This is a genomic window from Devosia sp. (genome assembly GCF_024707125.1).
Lineage (GTDB): Bacteria > Pseudomonadota > Alphaproteobacteria > Rhizobiales > Devosiaceae > Devosia.
The window spans coordinates 753,825-771,321 of record NZ_JANQAH010000011.1 but is presented as its reverse complement, the minus strand read 5'-3'; the positions used below and the strand labels follow the sequence as shown (position 1 = coordinate 771,321).

At 60.7% G+C, this 17,497-nt stretch carries 17 protein-coding genes; 10 read left to right on the top strand and 7 right to left on the bottom strand.

Annotated features, from left to right (window positions below):
• The 3 genes from nrdE to nrdH are packed head-to-tail and all read right to left on the bottom strand — an operon-like array spanning nucleotide 1 to nucleotide 2,830.
• A complete protein-coding gene (gene nrdE / locus NVV77_RS18510; protein WP_295415420.1) occupies nucleotides 1-2,175 on the bottom strand; it encodes a class 1b ribonucleoside-diphosphate reductase subunit alpha in 2,175 nt (724 codons plus the stop codon).
• Nucleotides 2,157-2,561, bottom strand: coding sequence for a class Ib ribonucleoside-diphosphate reductase assembly flavoprotein NrdI (nrdI, locus tag NVV77_RS18505; RefSeq protein WP_295415419.1), 405 nt, complete (start codon nucleotides 2,559-2,561; stop codon nucleotides 2,157-2,159). The genes nrdE and nrdI overlap by 19 nt, the downstream gene beginning before the upstream one ends.
• Before the next feature lie 47 nt (nucleotides 2,562-2,608).
• Nucleotides 2,609-2,830: a glutaredoxin-like protein NrdH gene (gene nrdH / locus NVV77_RS18500; RefSeq protein ID WP_035078144.1), complete on the bottom strand. Its 222-nt coding sequence runs from the start codon at nucleotides 2,828-2,830 to the stop codon at nucleotides 2,609-2,611.
• 549 nt (nucleotides 2,831-3,379) lie between these two features.
• Between nrdH and NVV77_RS18495 the strand changes: the two genes are divergently transcribed.
• Genes NVV77_RS18495 through NVV77_RS18480 form a run of 4 tightly spaced genes read left to right on the top strand, consistent with a single transcriptional unit; the run spans nucleotide 3,380 to nucleotide 6,877 of the window.
• Entirely contained in the window at nucleotides 3,380-4,288 is a 909-nt protein-coding gene (locus NVV77_RS18495; protein ID WP_295416215.1) for a metal ABC transporter substrate-binding protein, read from the top strand.
• Nucleotides 4,285-5,178, top strand: coding sequence for a manganese/iron ABC transporter ATP-binding protein (locus NVV77_RS18490; protein WP_295415418.1), 894 nt, complete (start codon nucleotides 4,285-4,287; stop codon nucleotides 5,176-5,178). Before NVV77_RS18495 ends, NVV77_RS18490 begins: the two co-directional genes overlap by 4 nt.
• Nucleotides 5,178-6,035: an iron/manganese ABC transporter permease subunit SitC gene (gene sitC / locus NVV77_RS18485; protein ID WP_295415417.1), complete on the top strand. Its 858-nt coding sequence runs from the start codon at nucleotides 5,178-5,180 to the stop codon at nucleotides 6,033-6,035. Before NVV77_RS18490 ends, sitC begins: the two co-directional genes overlap by 1 nt.
• Nucleotides 6,032-6,877, top strand: coding sequence for a metal ABC transporter permease (locus NVV77_RS18480; protein WP_295415416.1), 846 nt, complete (start codon nucleotides 6,032-6,034; stop codon nucleotides 6,875-6,877). The genes sitC and NVV77_RS18480 overlap by 4 nt, the downstream gene beginning before the upstream one ends.
• Nucleotides 6,878-7,040: 163 nt before the next feature.
• On the opposite strand, the gene arr is transcribed toward NVV77_RS18480, so the two are convergent.
• On the bottom strand, nucleotides 7,041-7,427 hold the full coding sequence (gene arr, locus NVV77_RS18475; RefSeq protein WP_295415415.1) for an NAD(+)--rifampin ADP-ribosyltransferase: 387 nt from the start codon (nucleotides 7,425-7,427) through the stop codon (nucleotides 7,041-7,043).
• Nucleotides 7,428-7,526: 99 nt separating this feature from the next.
• Complete coding sequence (locus NVV77_RS18470) at nucleotides 7,527-7,952, bottom strand: helix-turn-helix domain-containing protein (RefSeq protein ID WP_295415414.1); 426 nt, start codon at nucleotides 7,950-7,952, stop codon at nucleotides 7,527-7,529.
• Nucleotides 7,953-8,019: 67 nt separating this feature from the next.
• Between NVV77_RS18470 and NVV77_RS18465 the strand changes: the two genes are divergently transcribed.
• Nucleotides 8,020-10,170 (top strand): heavy metal translocating P-type ATPase, encoded by a 2,151-nt coding sequence (locus NVV77_RS18465; protein WP_295415413.1) that lies wholly within the window; start codon nucleotides 8,020-8,022, stop codon nucleotides 10,168-10,170.
• Between the two features lie 164 nt (nucleotides 10,171-10,334).
• Here the strand turns inward: NVV77_RS18465 and NVV77_RS18460 are convergent, their stop codons facing one another.
• Nucleotides 10,335-11,969, bottom strand: coding sequence for an alpha-glucosidase family protein (locus NVV77_RS18460; protein ID WP_295415412.1), 1,635 nt, complete (start codon nucleotides 11,967-11,969; stop codon nucleotides 10,335-10,337).
• A gap of 117 nt (nucleotides 11,970-12,086) precedes the next feature.
• Here NVV77_RS18460 and NVV77_RS18455 point away from each other — a divergent pair, with 117 nt between their 5' ends.
• Together NVV77_RS18455 and NVV77_RS18450 are read left to right on the top strand one after the other, a co-directional pair.
• Complete coding sequence (locus tag NVV77_RS18455; protein ID WP_295415411.1) at nucleotides 12,087-12,548, top strand: GNAT family N-acetyltransferase; 462 nt, start codon at nucleotides 12,087-12,089, stop codon at nucleotides 12,546-12,548.
• Between the two features lie 86 nt (nucleotides 12,549-12,634).
• Nucleotides 12,635-12,973 carry a cupin domain-containing protein gene (locus NVV77_RS18450; RefSeq protein ID WP_295415410.1) on the top strand — a complete coding sequence of 113 codons (339 nt, stop codon included), beginning with the start codon at nucleotides 12,635-12,637 and terminating at the stop codon, nucleotides 12,971-12,973.
• A gap of 152 nt (nucleotides 12,974-13,125) precedes the next feature.
• On the opposite strand, the gene NVV77_RS18445 is transcribed toward NVV77_RS18450, so the two are convergent.
• The gene (locus tag NVV77_RS18445; protein WP_295415409.1) at nucleotides 13,126-14,055 is read right to left on the bottom strand and encodes a 2-hydroxyacid dehydrogenase; all 930 of its coding nucleotides are present in this window, start codon (nucleotides 14,053-14,055) and stop codon (nucleotides 13,126-13,128) included.
• A 225-nt stretch (nucleotides 14,056-14,280) separates the two neighbouring features.
• Between NVV77_RS18445 and NVV77_RS18440 the strand changes: the two genes are divergently transcribed.
• The 3 genes from NVV77_RS18440 (at nucleotide 14,281) to NVV77_RS18430 (ending at nucleotide 17,469) form a co-directional block, all read left to right on the top strand.
• On the top strand, nucleotides 14,281-15,702 hold the full coding sequence (locus NVV77_RS18440) for a circularly permuted type 2 ATP-grasp protein (RefSeq protein ID WP_295415408.1): 1,422 nt from the start codon (nucleotides 14,281-14,283) through the stop codon (nucleotides 15,700-15,702).
• A gap of 8 nt (nucleotides 15,703-15,710) precedes the next feature.
• The gene (locus tag NVV77_RS18435) at nucleotides 15,711-16,655 is read left to right on the top strand and encodes an alpha-E domain-containing protein (protein ID WP_295415407.1); all 945 of its coding nucleotides are present in this window, start codon (nucleotides 15,711-15,713) and stop codon (nucleotides 16,653-16,655) included.
• 79 nt (nucleotides 16,656-16,734) lie between these two features.
• Nucleotides 16,735-17,469: a transglutaminase domain-containing protein gene (locus tag NVV77_RS18430; RefSeq protein ID WP_295416212.1), complete on the top strand. Its 735-nt coding sequence runs from the start codon at nucleotides 16,735-16,737 to the stop codon at nucleotides 17,467-17,469.
• Nucleotides 17,470-17,497 lie beyond the last annotated feature (28 nt).

Genomic DNA, 17,497 nt, shown 5'->3' with positions numbered 1-17,497 from the left:
TCAGAGCGCGCAGGAGACACAGCCCTGCACCTCCGTGCCTTCAAGCGCCAACTGACGCAGGCGGATGTAATAGATGGTCTTGATGCCCTTCTTCCAGGCGTAAATCTGCGCCTTGTTGATATCGCGGGTGGTCGCGGTATCGCGGAAGAACAGGGTCAGCGACAGGCCCTGGTCGACGTGCTGGGTGGCCGCCGCATAGGTGTCGATGATCTTTTCCGGGCCGATCTCGTAGGCATCCTGGTAGTAGTCCAGGTTGTCATTGGTCATGAAGGCAGCCGGATAGTAGACGCGGCCGATCTTGCCTTCCTTGCGGATCTCGATCTTGGACACGATCGGGTGGATCGAGGAGGTCGAGTGGTTGATGTAGGAGATCGAGCCGGTCGGCGGCACGGCCTGCAGGTTCTGGTTGTACATGCCGTGAGCCATGACCAGGTCCTTGAGCTCCAGCCAGTCTTCGCGGGTCGGGATGTGGATCCCGGCCGTTTCGAAGAGGCCCAAAACCTTCTCGGTCGCCGGCTTCCATTCTTGCTGGATGTATTTGTCGAAATATTCGCCATTGGCATATTTCGACTTTTCAAAGCCCTTGAAAGTCTCGCCGCGCTCGGTGGCGATCAGGTTCGAGGCACGGATGGCGTGATAGGTCACCGTGTAGAAGTACATATTGGTGAAATCGACGCCTTCTTCCGAACCGTAGAAGATGCGTTCGCGGGCGAGATAACCATGCAGGTTCATCGCGCCGAGGCCGATGGCATGGCTGTCGTCATTGCCCTTGGCGATCGAGGGGACGGACGAGATATTGCTCATGTCCGACACGGCGGTCAGGGCGCGGATCGAGGTCTCGATGGTCTTGCCGAAGTCGGAAGAGTCCATGGCGGCAGCGATGTTGAGCGAGCCGAGATTGCAGGAAATATCCTTGCCCATCTTGGTGTAGCTGAGATCTTCGCTGAACTCGCTGGCTTCGCTGACCTGCAGGATTTCCGAGCAGAGGTTGGACATAGTGATGCGGCCGTCGATCGGGTTGGCCTTGTTCACCGTGTCTTCGAACATGATGTAGGGATAGCCGGATTCGAACTGGATCTCGGCGATCACCTGGAAGAATTCGCGGGCCTTGATCTTCTTCTTGCGAATGCGGCCGTCTTCGACCATTTCGCGGTACTTTTCGGTGACCGAGATTTCGCTGAACGGCACGCCATAGACGTTCTGCACGTCATAGGGCGAGAACAGGTACATGTCCTCGTTGTTCTTGGCCAATTCGAAGGTGATGTCGGGGATCACGACGCCGAGCGACAGGGTCTTGATGCGGATCTTTTCGTCGGCATTTTCGCGCTTGGTATCGAGGAAGCGCATGATGTCGGGGTGGTGGGCATTGAGATAGACCGCACCCGCGCCCTGACGTGCGCCGAGCTGGTTGGCATAGGAGAAGGAGTCTTCCAGAAGCTTCATCACCGGGATGACGCCGGAAGACTGGTTCTCGATATGCTTGATGGGCGCGCCCATTTCGCGAAGGTTGGTGAGGCTGAGGGCCACGCCGCCGCCGCGCTTTGAAAGCTGCAGGGCGGAGTTAATCGAGCGGCCGATCGACTCCATATTGTCTTCGATGCGCAAGAGGAAGCACGAGACGAGCTCGCCGCGCTGGGCCTTGCCGGCATTGAGGAAGGTCGGGGTCGCAGGCTGGAAGCGGCCGGCCATGATTTCGTCGACGAGGTCGCGGGCAAGCTGTTCATTGCCGCGGGCGAGCGTCATCGCCACCATGCAGACGCGATCTTCGTAGCGCTCGAGATAGCGCTTACCGTCGAAGGTTTTCAGCGTGTAGCTGGTGTAATATTTGAACGCGCCCAAAAAGGTCGGGAAGCGGAACTTCTTGTCATAGGCGTGATCATAGAGATCGCGGATGAAATTGAACGAATACTGATCGAGCACCGTGCGCTCATAGTATCCTTCAACGCTGAGATATTCGAGCTTCTCCCGCAGGTTATGGAAGAAGACCGTGTTCTGGTTGACGTGCTGCAGGAAGTACTGGTGTGCAGCCTGCTTGTCCTTGTCGAACTGAATCTTGCCGGCCTCGTCATAGAGGTTCAGCATCGCGTTGAGCGCGTGATAGTCCAGGCTCTGGTCCTGGACCTGACCCTTGGAGGCGGGGCGATCTTCCGTGCGGTCTAGTGTGAGCGTGTCCAAAACCGTTCGAGTCCTTGTTTGACGTTTTCTACGTCCTCTTCCGTGCCGAGAAGCTCGAAGCGGTAGAGGAGAGGCACGGCGCATTTCTGGCTGACGATCGTGCCCGCCTCGCCATAAGCTGCGCCAAAATTGGTGTTTCCGGCCGCAATCACACCGCGGATGAGATTGCGATTGGCCGGATTGTTCAAAAAGTGGATGACAGGCTTGGGTACGGCACCCTTGCCGCCACCGCCGCCATAGGTGGGAACCACGAGAACGAAGGGTTCATCCACTTGCGGCGGCTCGCTGCCGGCATCAACCGGCAGCCTTACGCTTGAAAGCCCCAGTTTCTTGACGAAACGGTGGGTGTTTTCCGAGGTGCTGGAATAATAGACGATCTGGCCCATGTCCGCATCCTCATTGGTCGCGCGGGGGAACCGCGCGACGTCTTCGCTCAGGCGAGGCTGCCGATCATGTCGGGGCGGAAACCAGCCCAGTGCTGATCACCGGCGACCACGACCGGCACCTGGCGGTAGCCCATTTCCTCGACGCGCGCATAGGCGTCGGCGTCTTCGGAAATATCGACCACCGTATAATCAATGCCCTTTCGGTCGAGCGCACGCGTGGTTGCGGTGCACTGGACGCAGGCAGGCTTGGAATAGACGGTGATAGTCATCGGATCCTCACGAGGGATGGTTCTAAAAACGGGGTTCAACGCTTTAAAACTACTGCAAACGCGCGCCGGTCTGTCGCCAGATATAACGGTTTCGACCGGCCTTGGGCTCCATCCCATTCTTTCGAATCGAACAAGCCCTGAACGCTATATGTAGTATGCGGCACCAATCCTTACTGCAAGGTATATGGTTTGTGTCAGGTCTGTCATCAATGCTTGACAGACCAATTGTGATCAAAAAATGCCGGAATTTAGCGTTTTTTAAGCCTGTCAGATTCGCCCGGCTTTCCGCACGCCCTCGTTGTCAGAAATCGTTCAAATTTGCCTCTTGTGGAAAATGCTGGGGACGTTCTCAGGCCCGCAAAGGGATTCGTCGTGGAGATATAGGGGGATAGGCTGGGGCGAGGCTTTGTCCCCATCAAACACACTTTCTTAACCGCGCCCGCCGGTGCCTTCGCAACCATGCTTTTTGCAAACCATTCCTACTTGCAACTTTTTCGCGTGCCGTTACATTGAGTGAAAATGCAAATCATTCGCAACAAGGATTACTCGATGCTTTTCGGTACACGGCGTCAGGCCCTCTCGACGCTTCTGGTTATGGGCCTTTCGATCGCGCTTCCCTCTCTTCCCGCCGCTGCCCAGGACAAGTTCAAGGCCGTCACCAGTTTTACCGTCATCGCCGATATCGCGCAGAATGTTGCGGGTGACGCTGCCGTGGTTGAATCCATCACCAAGGCCGGCGCGGAGATTCACAATTACCAGCCGACCCCGGGCGATATTCAGCGCGCGCAGGGTGCCGATCTCGTTCTCTATAATGGGCTCAATCTCGAACTCTGGTTCGAGCGCTTCTTTGCCAATCTGCGCGATGTGCCGAGCGCCGTGGTTTCCGACGGCATCGACCCGATGGGGATTGCCGAGGGGCCGTATCAGGGCAAGCCCAATCCCCATGCCTGGATGTCGCCCAGCATCGCGATGATCTATGTCGACAACATCCGCGACGCTTTCGTCGAACATGATCCGGCCAATGCGGAAACCTACAAGGCCAATGCCGAGGCCTATAAAGCCAAGATTTCGGCCATGATCGAACCGATCCAGGCTGAGCTGGCCGCGGTGCCCGAGGACAAGCGCTGGCTCGTCACTTCGGAAGGCGCTTTTTCGTACCTTGCCCGCGATTTCGGCCTGAAGGAGCTTTACCTCTGGCCGATCAATGCCGACCAGCAGGGCACGCCGCAGCAAGTGCGAAAAGTGATCGACGCCATGCGCGAGAACCAGATCGGCGTCATCTTCTCGGAAAGCACCATTTCCCCCGCCCCGGCCGAACAGGTCGCCCGCGAGACCGGCGCCAAATATGGCGGCGTGCTCTATGTGGACTCCTTGACGGAGGCCGATGGCCCGGTGCCAACTTATATCGACCTGCTTCGCGTTACCTCCGAAACCATCGCCAAAGGCCTTACGGAATGAATGCCCCACTTCGCCATGCCGAGGTTGAGACCGGCACTGGCATCGCCGTGTCAGGCGCCACGGTCACCTATCGCAATGGCCTGACCGCCATTCGCGACGCGAGCTTTGCCATTCCCACTGGCACCATTGCGGCGCTGGTGGGGGTCAATGGCTCGGGCAAGTCGACCCTGTTCAAGGCCATTATGGGCTTTGTGCGCCTCGCCCGTGGCGAGATCACTGTGCTCGGCATGCCGGTGGCGCAGGCGCTCAAGAAAAACCTCGTTGCCTATGTGCCGCAATCCGAAGAGGTCGACTGGAATTTTCCGGTTCTGGTCGAAGACGTCGTGATGATGGGGCGCTATGGCCATATGGGCATGCTGCGCATCCCGAAGAAAGCCGACCACGATGCAGTTGAAGCCGCGCTGAAGCGCGTCAATATGAGCGAATTCCGCAAACGTCAGATCGGCGAACTTTCAGGCGGGCAGAAGAAGCGCGTCTTTCTTGCGCGGGCTTTGGCGCAGGATGGCCGCGTCATTCTTCTCGACGAGCCTTTTACCGGTGTCGATGTGAAGACCGAGGACCAGATCATTGCCCTTTTGCGCGAGCTGCGCGACGAGGGCAGGGTGATGCTGGTCTCCACCCACAATCTCGGCTCGGTCCCCGAATTCTGCGATCGCACCATTCTGATCAAGGGCACGGTGCTGGCCTATGGGCCGACCGAAGAGACCTTTACGCAGGACAATCTCGAAAAGGCCTTTGGCGGCGTGCTCAGGCATTTTGTGATCAATCACGCGCCCAATGGCGAGCATTCCGGCGTCGGCGTCTTCACCGATGATGAGCGTCCGCTGCTGTTCGAAGGGGGCAAGGCGCGACGCCATCCGCCAGACGAGAGACAAGAGGAGCAGCAATAATGGACCTGCTGCTCGAACCCTTTTCCTATGGCTATATGACCAATGCCATGTGGGTCTCGGCCCTTGTCGGCGGGGTCTGCGCCTTTCTCTCCTGCTATCTGATGCTCAAAGGCTGGTCGCTGATCGGCGACGCGCTGAGCCATTCCATCGTGCCGGGTGTGGCCGGCGCCTATATGCTGGGCCTGCCTTTTGCGCTCGGCGCCTTCTTCTCCGGCGGTCTCGCCGCGGCGGCCATGCTGTTTCTCAATCAGCGCACCAAATTGAAGGAAGACGCCATTATTGGGCTGATTTTTTCGGCCTTCTTCGGGCTGGGGCTGTTCATGGTGTCGGTGTCGCCGGTCTCGGTGAATATCCAGACAATCGTGTTGGGCAATATTCTCGCCATCACACCGGAAGACACGCTGCAGCTTGCCATTATCGGCTTCGTGTCGCTGGCGATCCTGCTCGCCAAGTGGAAGGACCTGATGGTCACCTTCTTTGACGAGAACCATGCGCGTTCCATCGGGTTGAAGCCCACGGTACTGCGCGCCGTGTTCTTCGTGCTGCTTTCGGCTTCGACGGTTGCCGCCATGCAGACGGTCGGCGCCTTCCTCGTCATCTGCCTCGTCGTTACCCCGGGCGCCACGGCCTATCTCCTTACGGACCGTTTTCCGCGACTGCTGACGATCGCGGTTGCCATTGGTTCGATCACGAGCTTTGTCGGCGCTTATGTCAGCTATTTCCTCGATGGCGCGACGGGCGGCATCATCGTCGTGTTGCAGACGGCGCTCTTCCTTCTCGCCTTCTTCCTTGCGCCAAAGCATGGCCTGCTGGCGGCCCGCCGTCGCGCGGCTGAAGCCCTGGAGGCAACGGAATGAACCTCTGGGATTTTCTCATTCTCCCCTTCCAGTTCGAGTTCATGAACAATGCGCTCATCATCTCGGCCTTGGTGGCCGTGCCGATGGCGCTGCTCTCATGCTTTCTGGTGCTGAAAGGCTGGTCGCTGATGGGCGACGCCATTTCCCATGCCGTGTTCCCCGGCGTGGTCATCGCCTACATGGTGGGCATTCCCCTTGCCGTGGGAGCCTTCGTCGCCGGCATGTTCTCCGCCATCGCCACCGGCTTTTTGAAGGACAATAGCCGCATCAAGCAGGATACGGTGATGGGCGTGGTGTTTTCCGGCATGTTTGGTCTGGGGCTGGTGCTTTATGTGAAGATCCAGTCGGACGTGCATCTCGACCACATCCTGTTCGGTGACATGCTCGGGGTCGGGATGGCCGATATCATGCAGGCACTGGTCATTGCGGTGGTTATCGCGGGGATTATCGGGATCAAGTGGAAGGACTTCCTGTTGCACGCCTTCGATCCCGGACAGGCGCGGGCGGTGGGGCTGCGGGTCAATCTGTTGCACTATGGGCTTCTGGCGATGATTTCCCTGACCATCGTTGGCGCCCTGCAGGCTGTGGGGATCATCCTCTCCATCGCCATGCTGATCGCCCCCGGGGCCATTGCCTTCCTCCTCACAAGGCGGTTTTCGACCATGTTGGTGCTGGCGACGGTGATTGCGCTCGTGGGCTCGCTGCTCGGGGTCTACCTGTCCTTCTTCATGGACAGTGCGCCGGCGCCCACGATTGTGCTGCTGCTGACGATCGTGTTCGTCGTGGCGTTTATCTACTCGACCGGGAAAGCCGCGCGAGTGGAGAGTCAGGAGATGGCTTAGCCAGAGGCCTCTCCGGCGCTGCACCAATAGCCCTCATGGTGAGGTGCGCCGCAGAGCGGCGCCTCGAACCACGAGGGCGTGGCACCAAAACATCAGAGCACGCCCCGTCCTTTGAGGCTTTGCTCCGCAAAGCACCTCAGGATGAGGGCTACTGATGCGGTCGTCAGTCTATCGCCTCGATGCCCAGCTTCCGCATGCGCTCCACCCCATCCTTCATCGCCTGAAGCTGCTCGGGCGGGTGGCCCACCCAGGCCTCGACCTCGCCGGCAATCCGCAATGGCTGCTGGCTGCGATAGGATTTGGTCGGATTGCCCGGAAATTTCTTGTCGGTGAGATTGGGATCGTCGACGAACTCGCCCGTTGGCTCGACGATATAGATGCGCTGCCGGCCTTCGCCCGCGGCAAGCTCGGCGCCCCAGATGGCGGCGTCGAGTGTGGCGGCAAAGTAGATCCAGGAGGCAGGCTTGCCCTGCCCGAAATTGGAGTTGTAGCCGGGCGAGAGAAGATCGCCGGTTTTGAGATCGGCGCGGGTGCCGTGGTAGTAGATCATCGCAAGCTCCCTTGGCTCGGTGGGAGTGCTGGTATAGTGCAGCGCACCGGGCTTGAAGCAAGCCCCTTGCGCTCCATATGTAAGAGGTGCGGGGCGGCCTTACTCCCCGTGGAACCTGCATTTCCCATGATCGGCCAGAATGTCGATGACCTTGCAGGTCTCGACGCGCCCATGCGAGCAGCCTTCAACCATCCGCTCCAGCTCGTGCTGCAAGGCCGTCAAGCTGGCGATCTTGAGCTTCACATCGGCAAGATGTTTGCTGGCTATGGCATCGGCATCTTCGCAGGAGACGTTGGGCTGGTCCTGCAATGAGAGTAGCGTGCGGATTTCGTCGATCTCGAAACCGAGCTCGCGCGAGTGGCGGATAAAGGTCAGCCGTTCGAGATCGCCTTCGTCATAGCTGCGGCGATTGCCCTCGGTGCGCGGTGGAGAGGGCAGGAGGCCGATCTGTTCGTAATAGCGAATGGTGGGCACCTTCACCCCGCTCGCCTGTGACACATTGCCAATGGTGATGCCCTGCTGCATTTTGTGCTTGCTCCTCTAGTCACTAGAGGATGTACGCCGGTCCCGACAAAAATCAAGGAGCCGAAAGATGAACGCCCAGGAGACAAGCACACGCTTCCGTGTCGAAGGCATGGACTGTGCAGGCTGTGCCAGCAAGATCGACACTGCCGTGCGGCGTCTGCCTGGCGTCGAGGACGTCTCTGTCTCTGTGGTCGCCGGCACCATGACCGTTGGCCACAAGGGTGCCGATCTCGCCCAGGTGCAGCAGAAGGTGACAGATCTCGGCTATCGCATCGCGCCCTTGACCAGCGGCGCGCCGAAGGCAAACGATGCGCTTGAAGGCATGCACGGACATGATCACGGTCACCATGATGGTCCCTGGTGGCAGACGGCCAAGGCGCAGCTGACCATTCTCTGCGGCCTTGCTGTTGCCGCCGCCTTCGCGCTCGAAGCTTTCATCCCGGCCTGGCACGATGAGCTCTTCATTCTCGCCATGCTGGTGGGTCTGATCCCCATCGGGCGCCGCGCCATGCAGGGCGCCAGGAACGGTAGCCCCTTTTCCATCGAAACGCTGATGACAGTGGCAGCCGTCGGCGCCGTCTTCATCAATGCGGTGGAAGAGGCTGCCATCGTGGTGTTGCTCTTCCTCATTGGCGAACTGCTCGAAGGCATCGCTACCGGCCGCGCCCGCGCCAGTATCAAGGCGCTTGCCGATCTCGTACCTCGCCGGGCGCAGCGTGAGATCGAGGGCAAGATCAGTGAGGTCGATGCGGCCGACCTTGCCGTTGGCGACATTGTGCTCGTTCGCCCCGGAGACCGGATTCCGGCCGATGGCGTGGTGCTGTCCGGCGAAGGCGCGGTGGACGAAGCGCCGGTCACCGGGGAGTCCGTGCCGAAGCACAAGGGACCGGAAGACCAGGTCTATGCTGGTACCGTCAATCAGGATGGCGCCCTGCGTGTGCGCGTCACCGCCGCTGCGGCCGACAATACTATTGCCCGCATCGTCTCGCTGGTCGAAGAGGCTCAGGAATCCAAGGCTCCGACCGAGCGCTTCATCGATCGCTTCTCAAAATACTACACGCCCGGCGTGCTGCTGGTCGGCGCTCTCGTCGCCATCCTGCCGCCACTCGTGAGCGGCGCGTCCTGGGATGAATGGATCTACAAGGGTCTCGCCATTCTCCTCATCGGCTGCCCCTGCGCGCTGGTTATTTCAACGCCGGCCGCCATTGCCGCGGCGCTTTCGGCTGGCGCTCGCCAGGGCCTGCTCATGAAGGGGGGCGTGGTTTTGGAACAGTTGGGCAAGATCAACATGGTCGCGCTCGACAAGACCGGCACGCTGACCGAGGGGCGTCCGCAGGTGACCGACATCGTTGCCGTGGACCGGAGCGAAGCCGAAGTGCTGCGTCTCGCGGCCGCGCTTGAGGTTGGCTCGAGCCATCCGCTGGCCAAGGCCATCCTCGCCAGGGCGAAAGAAGCCGGCATCGAGCCCATCGCCTCCAGCAATGCCGGCGCCCTTGGCGGCAAGGGCATTATCGGTACGCTCGATGGCACGCTGCTCTTCCTCGGCTCGCCCAAGGCTGCGGCGGCGCGGACACCGCTTGGCGAAGAGCTGACCACGCGGATCGGCGCGCTCAATGACGAAGGCAAGACCGTCTCGGTTCTCATCGCCGGCGGCAAGGTTGCTGGTGCCATCGCCATGCGCGATGAACCGCGCGACGACGCGCGAGCCGGCCTTGCTGCGCTCAAGGCGCTTGGCGCTGATATTGTCATGCTCACGGGCGACAATGTCCGCACCGCAAAGGCCATTGGCGCCGATCTCGGCATCAAGGTGAATGCCGAACTGCTGCCTGAAGACAAGCAGCGCATCGTCACCGGTCTGAAGGCCGAGGGGAAGGTGGTCGCCAAGGTTGGTGATGGCATCAATGATGCGCCGGCCCTGGCTGCGGCCGATATCGGCATTGCCATGGGCGGCGGCACGGATGTGGCGCTGGAGACGGCCGATGCGGCGGTGCTGCATGGACGGGTGATGGACGTTGCCAATCTGATCCGCATCTCGCGGGCGGCGATGTCGAACATCTGGCAGAACATCACCATCGCGCTGGGCCTGAAGGCGGTGTTTTTGGTGACGACCATTTTGGGCGTTACCGGATTGTGGCCGGCGATTCTGGCGGATACCGGGGCGACGCTGCTGGTGACGGCCAATGCGCTGCGGCTTTTGGCGTGGAAGGGGCAGCGATAACGCCCGCATACCCGCACCCTTGATCCTTCTCCCTAAGATCGCTCCACTGGAGCGATCTTGCCTCCGGCATGGCTCGAAGCCCACAAGGGGGAGGGAGACGATGGAGCTGGGAGATCGAGGCAAGCGCCTCCCTCCCCCTTGTGGGGAGGGAATGAGGGTGGGGGTTAGCCCGCCTTGTAGCGCACCTTGCCCTCGCCCGCGGGGGCTTCGACAATGGCAAAGCCGTTTGGACCCAGCGTCAGGGCCTTGCCTTCGAGATTGGCATTGTGGCTGACCGGTTCGAGTGTGGTTTCGGTCTTGCTCAGCGTGACCACCAGTTCTTCGGCCGAAAGATTGAAGACGCAGATAAGGTCCTTGTTGCCGGCCGAGCGGCGGAAGGCGAGGACGGGTTCGTCGGTCTTGAAGAAGTCGATCGAGCCGGTCAGCAGCGCCGGATGCGATTTGCGCCAGGCGATGAATTTGCGGAAGAAATTCAGCGACGATTCCGGATCGGCATTTTGCGCATCGACGCTGAGAGCGAGATGCGCGGGCTTTACCGGCAGCCAGGGCGTCGTGGTCGAGAAACCGGCATAGGGTAGATTGGCCTGCCAGGGCATGGGGGTGCGGCAGCCGTCGCGGCCCTTGTCTTCGGGCCAGAAGCGCATGCCGCGCGGGTCGGTCAGTTCTTCAAAGAGGATATCGGCTTCGGGCAGGCCCAGCTCCTCACCCTGATAGAGGCCGACCGAACCCTTTATCGTCATGACCAAAGCTGCCGCCTGACGCGAGAGATCGGCCGGCGAGGCGCTGAAGCTGGCCCAGCGGGTCATGGGGCGGATGACGTCGTGGTTGGAAAAGCTCCAGCAGGGCCAGCCGGTTTCATCTTCCGAGAAGAAGCGGGCGACCTTTGAGCGGAAATGCTCGGCGCTGAATTTGGGACCGAGGAAATCGAAGGAATAGCACATGTGCAGCAGGTCCTTGCCGGACGTGTACTGCTTCATGAGTTCGAGGCCGCGCTCGTCGTCGCCCACTTCACCAACGGTGGTGGCGCCGGGATAGGCGTCCATCATCTTGCGCACGCGCTTGAGCCAGGCCACGTTCTCCGGCTGGCTCTTGGAGAACCTGTGGCTCTGCATGTCATAGGGGTTCACCGCCGGCTTGCCCTTGAGGGATTTTAGCGGCGGGTTCGAGCGCAGTTGTGCGTCATGGAAATAGTAATTGACCGTATCGAGTCGGAAGCCATCGAGCCCACGATCGAGCCAGAAGCGCATGACCTCGAGCACGGCTTCCTGCACGGCCGGATTATGAAAATTGAGGTCCGGCTGCGAGGTGAGGAAATTGTGGAGGTAATATTGCTTGCGGGCGGTGTGCCATTCCCAGGCCGAGCCGCCGAAGACGGACAGCCAGTTGTTCGGTGGGGACCCATCGGGCTTGGCATCGGCCCAGACGTACCAATCGGCCTTGGAATTGTCGCGGGAGAAGCAGGATTCGCGGAACCAGGGATGCTGGTCGGAGGTATGGCTGACGACCTGGTCCATGATGACTTTTAGGCCCAGAGCATGGGCCCGTTCCATCAGCTGGTCAAAATCCTGCAGCGAGCCGAAGAGCGGATCGACCTGCATATAGTCGGAAACGTCATAGCCCATATCGGCCTGGGGCGACTGGGTGATGGGAGAAAGCCAGATGCAATCGACGCCGAGGCTGGCAATATGGTCGAGCCGGTCGAGGATGCCGGGCAGGTCGCCGACGCCATCGCCATTGCTGTCCTGAAACGAACGCGGATAGACCTGATAGATCACTCCGCCGCGCCACCATTCGGTCATCGTCTTGCTCCTTGCGAGGCCTGGGGGCCAAATCAATCAGAGGCTATCGGGTTCTGGTGGAACTGTTAATCGGGGTCTCATGCAGTTTGGTGCAAGGCGGACATGCCTGGAGGGATTATGAGCGTAGTTACCACTGGTCTGCTCATCGATCATGACGAAGTGCTGAGCAGTCTCGTTGATCTCTTCGAGAGCGAATGGGCCGATTGGTACAATCCGCGCGGTGCTTCGGCGCGGGCGGATCTGACCGAGCGGCTGGAGCGGAACCGGCTGCCGCTGGGGATCGTGGCTTTTGTCGATGGGACGCTGGCGGGGACGTGTGCCCTGACGGTCAGTTCGGGTGGGTTGACGGAGCGGTCGCCCTGGCTGGGCGGGCTGCTGGTGGAGCCAAAATTGCGGCGACAGGGTGTTGGATTGGCATTGCTGGAGCGGGCAAAAGTCGAGGCGCGACGGCTGGGGTTTGCGCGGCTGCATGCGCTGACGGCGGAGGCGCGGGAACTCTTTGAAAGAGATGGCTGGCGGCTGGCGGAGAATGTTGAGATGGGCGGGGTGTGGCACGGCATTTATGTGACGGCGCTCTGAGAAGTGAGGAAAGAGGTGCGGGGGCGCTTTCTCCTGTCGAACTTCCCGGTCGCCGTTCGTCGCCGTAGCAACACGAGGAGATTGTCATGACCTATGTTTTGCGCGCTGCCGATCGGCCGGTTTCGCCTAGCCGGACTATCCGCTTTGAAGGCGGCAGCTATGGTACGCCGATTTCGTTCTTTTCGGTCGACAACGAGCCGGGGCAGGGGCCGGGGCTGCATATTCATCCCTATCCCGAGACCTGGATCGTCAAGCGCGGACGGGCGCTGGTCGTAGCTGGGGAGGAGACGTTTGAGCTCGGCGCGGGCGATATCGCCATCGCGCCGGCCAATGTGCCGCACAAGTTTACCAATATGGGGCCCGATCGCCTGGAGATTGTTTGCATCCATGCCGCGGGAGAGATGGTGCAGGAGGATTTGGAGTAGGGGTGGCAGGCTGGGTGCGACACCCTGCCCTTGACGGGGAGGGAAGGGGAGGGGTGCTCACACACTCAGAAATCGTGGCTCCCGCACCCCCTCCCATCCTCCCCCGTCAAGGGGGAGGTGCCGGGCCGGTGCGTAGGCCGACGCGGGAGTTCTTAAACCACTGCCGAGATCAGCGGTTCGCCGGCAAAATGCCGTTCGAGATTGGCCACCAGCAGCGCGCCCATGGCGTCACGGGTCTGGTTGGTGGCACTGCCCTGGTGGGGGGAGAGAACGACATTGTCGAGGCCGAGCAGGGCTTCGGGAACCTGTGGTTCTTTCTCGAACACGTCCAAAGCCGCGCCGCCGAGGCCGCCGTTTTGCAGGAGTTCGACCATGGCGGGCTCGTCGACCAGGGTGCCGCGGGCGACGTTGACCAGCATGCCCTTGGGGCCGAGGGCTTCGAGGACTTTTCGCGAGACGATCCGCTCGGTGCCCTTGCCGCCGGGGGCGATGATGACGAGCCAATCGCTGTCGCGGGCCATGTCTTCGAGATTGTTGTAGTAGATATAGGGCACAGAGGGCTGCTGATGGCGGCCGTAATAGACGACGCGCATCTTCATGGCCTGGGCGCGGGTGGCGATTTCCTTGCCGATGCGGCCGAGGCCCAGAATGCCGACGGTCTTGCCGGTCAGTTCGGAGAAGAGGCCGAAATTATTGCCTGGCCATTTGCCTTGGCGCACGAACTGGTCGCCCTGCGGAATGCGGCGGGCGAGGGAAATCATCAGGCCGATGGTGATTTCGGCGACGGCATCGTTGAGCACGTCGGGCGTATTGGTGACGCGGATGTTGCGCGCCTTGGCCGTTGCCGTGTCGATATTATCGTAGCCGACACCGAAGCTGGCGATGATTTCGAGATTGGGCAGCTTCTCCATCAGCGGCTTCTGCACGCCGGAGCCGGCGTGGGCGCGGATGCGGGCGCCGTTAACGGCAAGCCAGGCATCCTTGTCGGCGATCTCGTGCAGCTTGTGGACGGTGTAGCGCTCGGCAAGGGCTTTTTCGCAGGAGGCCAGAAGCGGGCCGGTCTGCAGAATCTCGATGGTCATGGGAATTTCCTCTCTCGGGCTTGAGACTAGCCGCTGAGGCGGGAGAGGCAAGGCGGGATGAGCACAAATCGTCCCGCGCGAATGAGAGCATTTTGTGCGGGCCCAGCGCAAGGCTGACCTGCACTAAAAAGCGGCACCTCATGGCTTTGATCGTCTGGACGGCAGCGACCAATTGTGTAGCAATGGTTTGGCGATGGGAAAGCCGTATCAAACCTGCGAAGAGTAATGGGCGAAAACACGCCGTTTGACGAAATGTACAATGCGGATGGATCTGTCCGCGAACCTTACCGCGCCCTCAGCGAATGGCTGGGTGAACAGCCCGAAAAGGGGCTGGCGCTGATGCAGGCCGACGCGGAGGCGATCTTCCGAAAACTCGGCATCACCTTTGCCGTCTATGGTTCGGAAGAGGGCACCGAGAAGGTCATTCCCTTCGATGTCATTCCGCGCATCATTGCCGCCAACGAATGGCGCAAGCTGTCGCGGGGTATCGAGCAGCGGGTCAAGGCGCTCAATGCTTTCCTCTATGACATCTATCACCGCCAGGAGATTTTGAAGGCCGGGCGGATTCCGGAAAAGCTCATCCTCAACAATGCGGCCTTCTGTCCGCAGATGATGGGGCTGGAGCCGGCGCGGGGTGTTTATGCGCATATCATCGGCGTCGATATCGTGCGGGTGGGGCCGGACGAATTCTATGTGCTGGAGGACAACCTCCGTACCCCTTCGGGCGTCTCCTATATGCTGGAGGACCGCGAGGCGATGATGATGCTGGCGCCGGACCTGTTCCAGCGGAGCAAGGTCGCGCCCGTAGAAACTTATCCCGAAAACCTGCGGCGGACGCTCGAAAGCGTGGCGCCGGCAGGGGCGGGGCGCAATCCGGTGATCGCAGTGCTGACGCCGGGTATTTATAACTCCGCCTACTTTGAGCACTCGTTCCTGGCCGACCAGATGGGTGCGCAGCTTTGCGAGGGGCAGGATCTCTTCGTCGATGGCGGCAAGGTCTATATGCGGACGACGACGGGGCCGGAGCGGGTCGATGTCATCTATCGCCGCATCGATGATGATTATCTCGATCCACTGACTTTCAAGCCCGATTCCATGCTGGGCGTGCCGGGCATTTTCGATGCCTATCGGGCGGGGAACGTCACCCTCGTCAACGCGCCGGGTACCGGGATTGCCGACGACAAGGCGGTCTACACCTATGTGCCCGAGATCATCGAATTCTATCTCGGCGAGAAGGCGCTGCTGAATAACGTGCCGACTTATAACTGTACTGATGTAGACCAGCGCGCCTGGGTGCTCGAAAACATCGCGGAACTCGTGGTCAAGGAAGTCCACGGTTCGGGCGGCTATGGCATGATGGTCGGGCCGACCTCGACCAAGGCGCAGCACGAGGAATTCAAGAAGAAGATCATCGCGCGGCCGGACAATTACATCGTGCAGCCGACGCTGGCGCTCTCGACCTGCCCCACGCATATCAACAATGATGTCGCGCCGCGCCACGTGGATTTGCGGCCCTATGTGCTGGTGGGGGATGAGGTGCGGATCACGCCCGGCGGGCTGACGCGCGTGGCGTTGAAGAAGGGGTCTTTGGTGGTGAACTCGTCGCAGGGCGGCGGGACCAAGGATACCTGGGTGCTGGAAGACTAGTCATGAGAATGCTGGGACGTACCGCACAAAACCTTTTCTGGCTTTCACGCTATGTGGAGCGCGCCGAGAACATGGCGCGCCTCTTGGAGGTTGGCTACCGCATGTCGCTCACCAGCCGCCGCGAGGGCGGGGCGAGCGAGCATCTGATTTCCATGCTGCAGGCAGCGGAAATGGATGAGGCCTTCGCCGAAAGGCACGAGGTCGCCGATGTCGACACCGTCGCCTATTTCATGATGTTTGATCCGGCCAATCCGTCATCGGTCTATTCGTGCCTGCAGGCGGCGCGTACCAATGCGCGTTCGGTCCGCACCGCGATCACCACGGACATGTGGGAGAGCATGAACGGGGCCTGGCTCGAATTTTCGCAGATCAAGCCACGCGATGTGCGCGGGGCGAAACTGCTCGGGCTCCTGCAATGGGTGCGGCAGCGCAGTCATGAATTCCGCGGGGCGCTGCTCGGCACCATTTTGCGCGACGACGGCTTTGCGTTTTTGCAGGCGGGCAATTTTGTCGAGCGGGCCGACAATACGGCGCGTATTCTCGACATGAAATATTACGTGCTGCTGCCGCGATCGAGCCTCGTTGGTGGGGAAATCGACATCCAGCAGTGGACGCTAATTTTGAGGGCGGCTTCGGCGCATCGGTCTTACGGGCACGTCTATCACGACCGCTACAAGGCCCATAACATTGCCGATTTCCTGATCCTTCGGACGGAAATGCCGCGCTCGCTGATCTATTGCGCGCATTTCGTGCGCGACAATCTCAACCTGCTCGCCAAGCTTTATGGGCGGCGCGAGGCGTGTCACGACGCGATGGATGATCTCCTCAAGCTCGTCGAGGGGACGAACATGGATCAGATTTTTACCCATGGCCTCCACGAATTTCTCAACGACTTCATTGACGGCAACAACCGGGTGACCGACACGTTGTCGGCCAGCTACAATTTCTACTGAGCTCACTCCATGCGGATTGCCATTGACCATCGACTGAGCCTGACCCTGCCGGAAGGCACGGGGCGAGGCTGTTTTCCACCTGCTGCTGACCCCGCCGAGCGGGCCGACGCAGACGGTGGAAAGCTGGAGTGTCGAGGGGCCGGGAATCGGCAATGCGGGGCGCTTCACCGATGGTTTTGGCAATGCGGCGCATCTCGTCAATCAGTTGCGGCCTGAAGGCGAGATCAACATCCATGTGCGCGGCGAGGTGACGACGCGCGATAGTCATGGTGTGCTGGGGCGTCCCAGTGGCGAGCCGGTGCCGGCGCTCTATCGGCGGCTCACGGAAGCGGCCAAGGCGCCGGAGGCGCTTTATGAGCCGTTTCGCAACGCCAAGGAAAACCGCCTGAGCATTTGTCATGCTCTGATGGCGCGCGTCGGAGAAGAGCTGGGGCTGCCCGAAGAGCCGAAGGCGCCGCAGCAGATGCAGGCGAATGGCGGGCAGGCGCAGGTGCAGGAGGTTGCCGAAGCAGGCGAGCCACGGCCGCCCGCGGCGGACTATGCGCACCTCTTCATTGGTGCGGCGCGGGCGCTTGATATTCCGGCGCGCTACGTTGTCGGCTATCGGCTTGTGGATGGAGAAGATGGGCTCCACGCCTGGGCGGAGGCTCTCGATGAAGGCCTTGGATGGGTGGGCTTTGATCCCCACGCGCAGATCTGTCCGACAGAGAGCTATGTGCGCCTCGCTATTGGGCTCGATGCGGAGACCGCCCCGACGCTGCGTACGGTGCCGCTGGCCGAGGTCGTGCAGGTGGCAAAGGTTTCGGCCGTCTAGCGCGCAAATCTGCAGCGGTTCGCGTGCG

What these genes read in the sequence shown, in the direction of transcription:
- nrdH (WP_035078144.1), bottom strand. Translation starts at nt 2,830, where the DNA reads ATGACTATCACCGTCTATTCCAAGCCTGCCTGCGTCCAGTGCACCGCA.
- NVV77_RS18435 (WP_295415407.1), top strand. Translation starts at nt 15,711, where the DNA reads ATGCTGGGACGTACCGCACAAAACCTTTTCTGGCTTTCACGCTATGTG.
- NVV77_RS18455 (WP_295415411.1), top strand. Translation starts at nt 12,087, where the DNA reads ATGAGCGTAGTTACCACTGGTCTGCTCATCGATCATGACGAAGTGCTG.
- NVV77_RS18465 (WP_295415413.1), top strand. Translation starts at nt 8,020, where the DNA reads ATGAACGCCCAGGAGACAAGCACACGCTTCCGTGTCGAAGGCATGGAC.
- sitC (WP_295415417.1), top strand. Translation starts at nt 5,178, where the DNA reads ATGGACCTGCTGCTCGAACCCTTTTCCTATGGCTATATGACCAATGCC.
- NVV77_RS18445 (WP_295415409.1), bottom strand. Translation starts at nt 14,055, where the DNA reads ATGACCATCGAGATTCTGCAGACCGGCCCGCTTCTGGCCTCCTGCGAA.
- NVV77_RS18440 (WP_295415408.1), top strand. Translation starts at nt 14,281, where the DNA reads ATGGGCGAAAACACGCCGTTTGACGAAATGTACAATGCGGATGGATCT.
- NVV77_RS18490 (WP_295415418.1), top strand. Translation starts at nt 4,285, where the DNA reads ATGAATGCCCCACTTCGCCATGCCGAGGTTGAGACCGGCACTGGCATC.
- NVV77_RS18460 (WP_295415412.1), bottom strand. Translation starts at nt 11,969, where the DNA reads ATGACCGAATGGTGGCGCGGCGGAGTGATCTATCAGGTCTATCCGCGT.
- NVV77_RS18470 (WP_295415414.1), bottom strand. Translation starts at nt 7,952, where the DNA reads ATGCAGCAGGGCATCACCATTGGCAATGTGTCACAGGCGAGCGGGGTG.
- NVV77_RS18495 (WP_295416215.1), top strand. Translation starts at nt 3,380, where the DNA reads ATGCTTTTCGGTACACGGCGTCAGGCCCTCTCGACGCTTCTGGTTATG.
- arr (WP_295415415.1), bottom strand. Translation starts at nt 7,427, where the DNA reads ATGATCTACTACCACGGCACCCGCGCCGATCTCAAAACCGGCGATCTT.
- NVV77_RS18480 (WP_295415416.1), top strand. Translation starts at nt 6,032, where the DNA reads ATGAACCTCTGGGATTTTCTCATTCTCCCCTTCCAGTTCGAGTTCATG.
- nrdI (WP_295415419.1), bottom strand. Translation starts at nt 2,561, where the DNA reads ATGGGCCAGATCGTCTATTATTCCAGCACCTCGGAAAACACCCACCGT.
- NVV77_RS18450 (WP_295415410.1), top strand. Translation starts at nt 12,635, where the DNA reads ATGACCTATGTTTTGCGCGCTGCCGATCGGCCGGTTTCGCCTAGCCGG.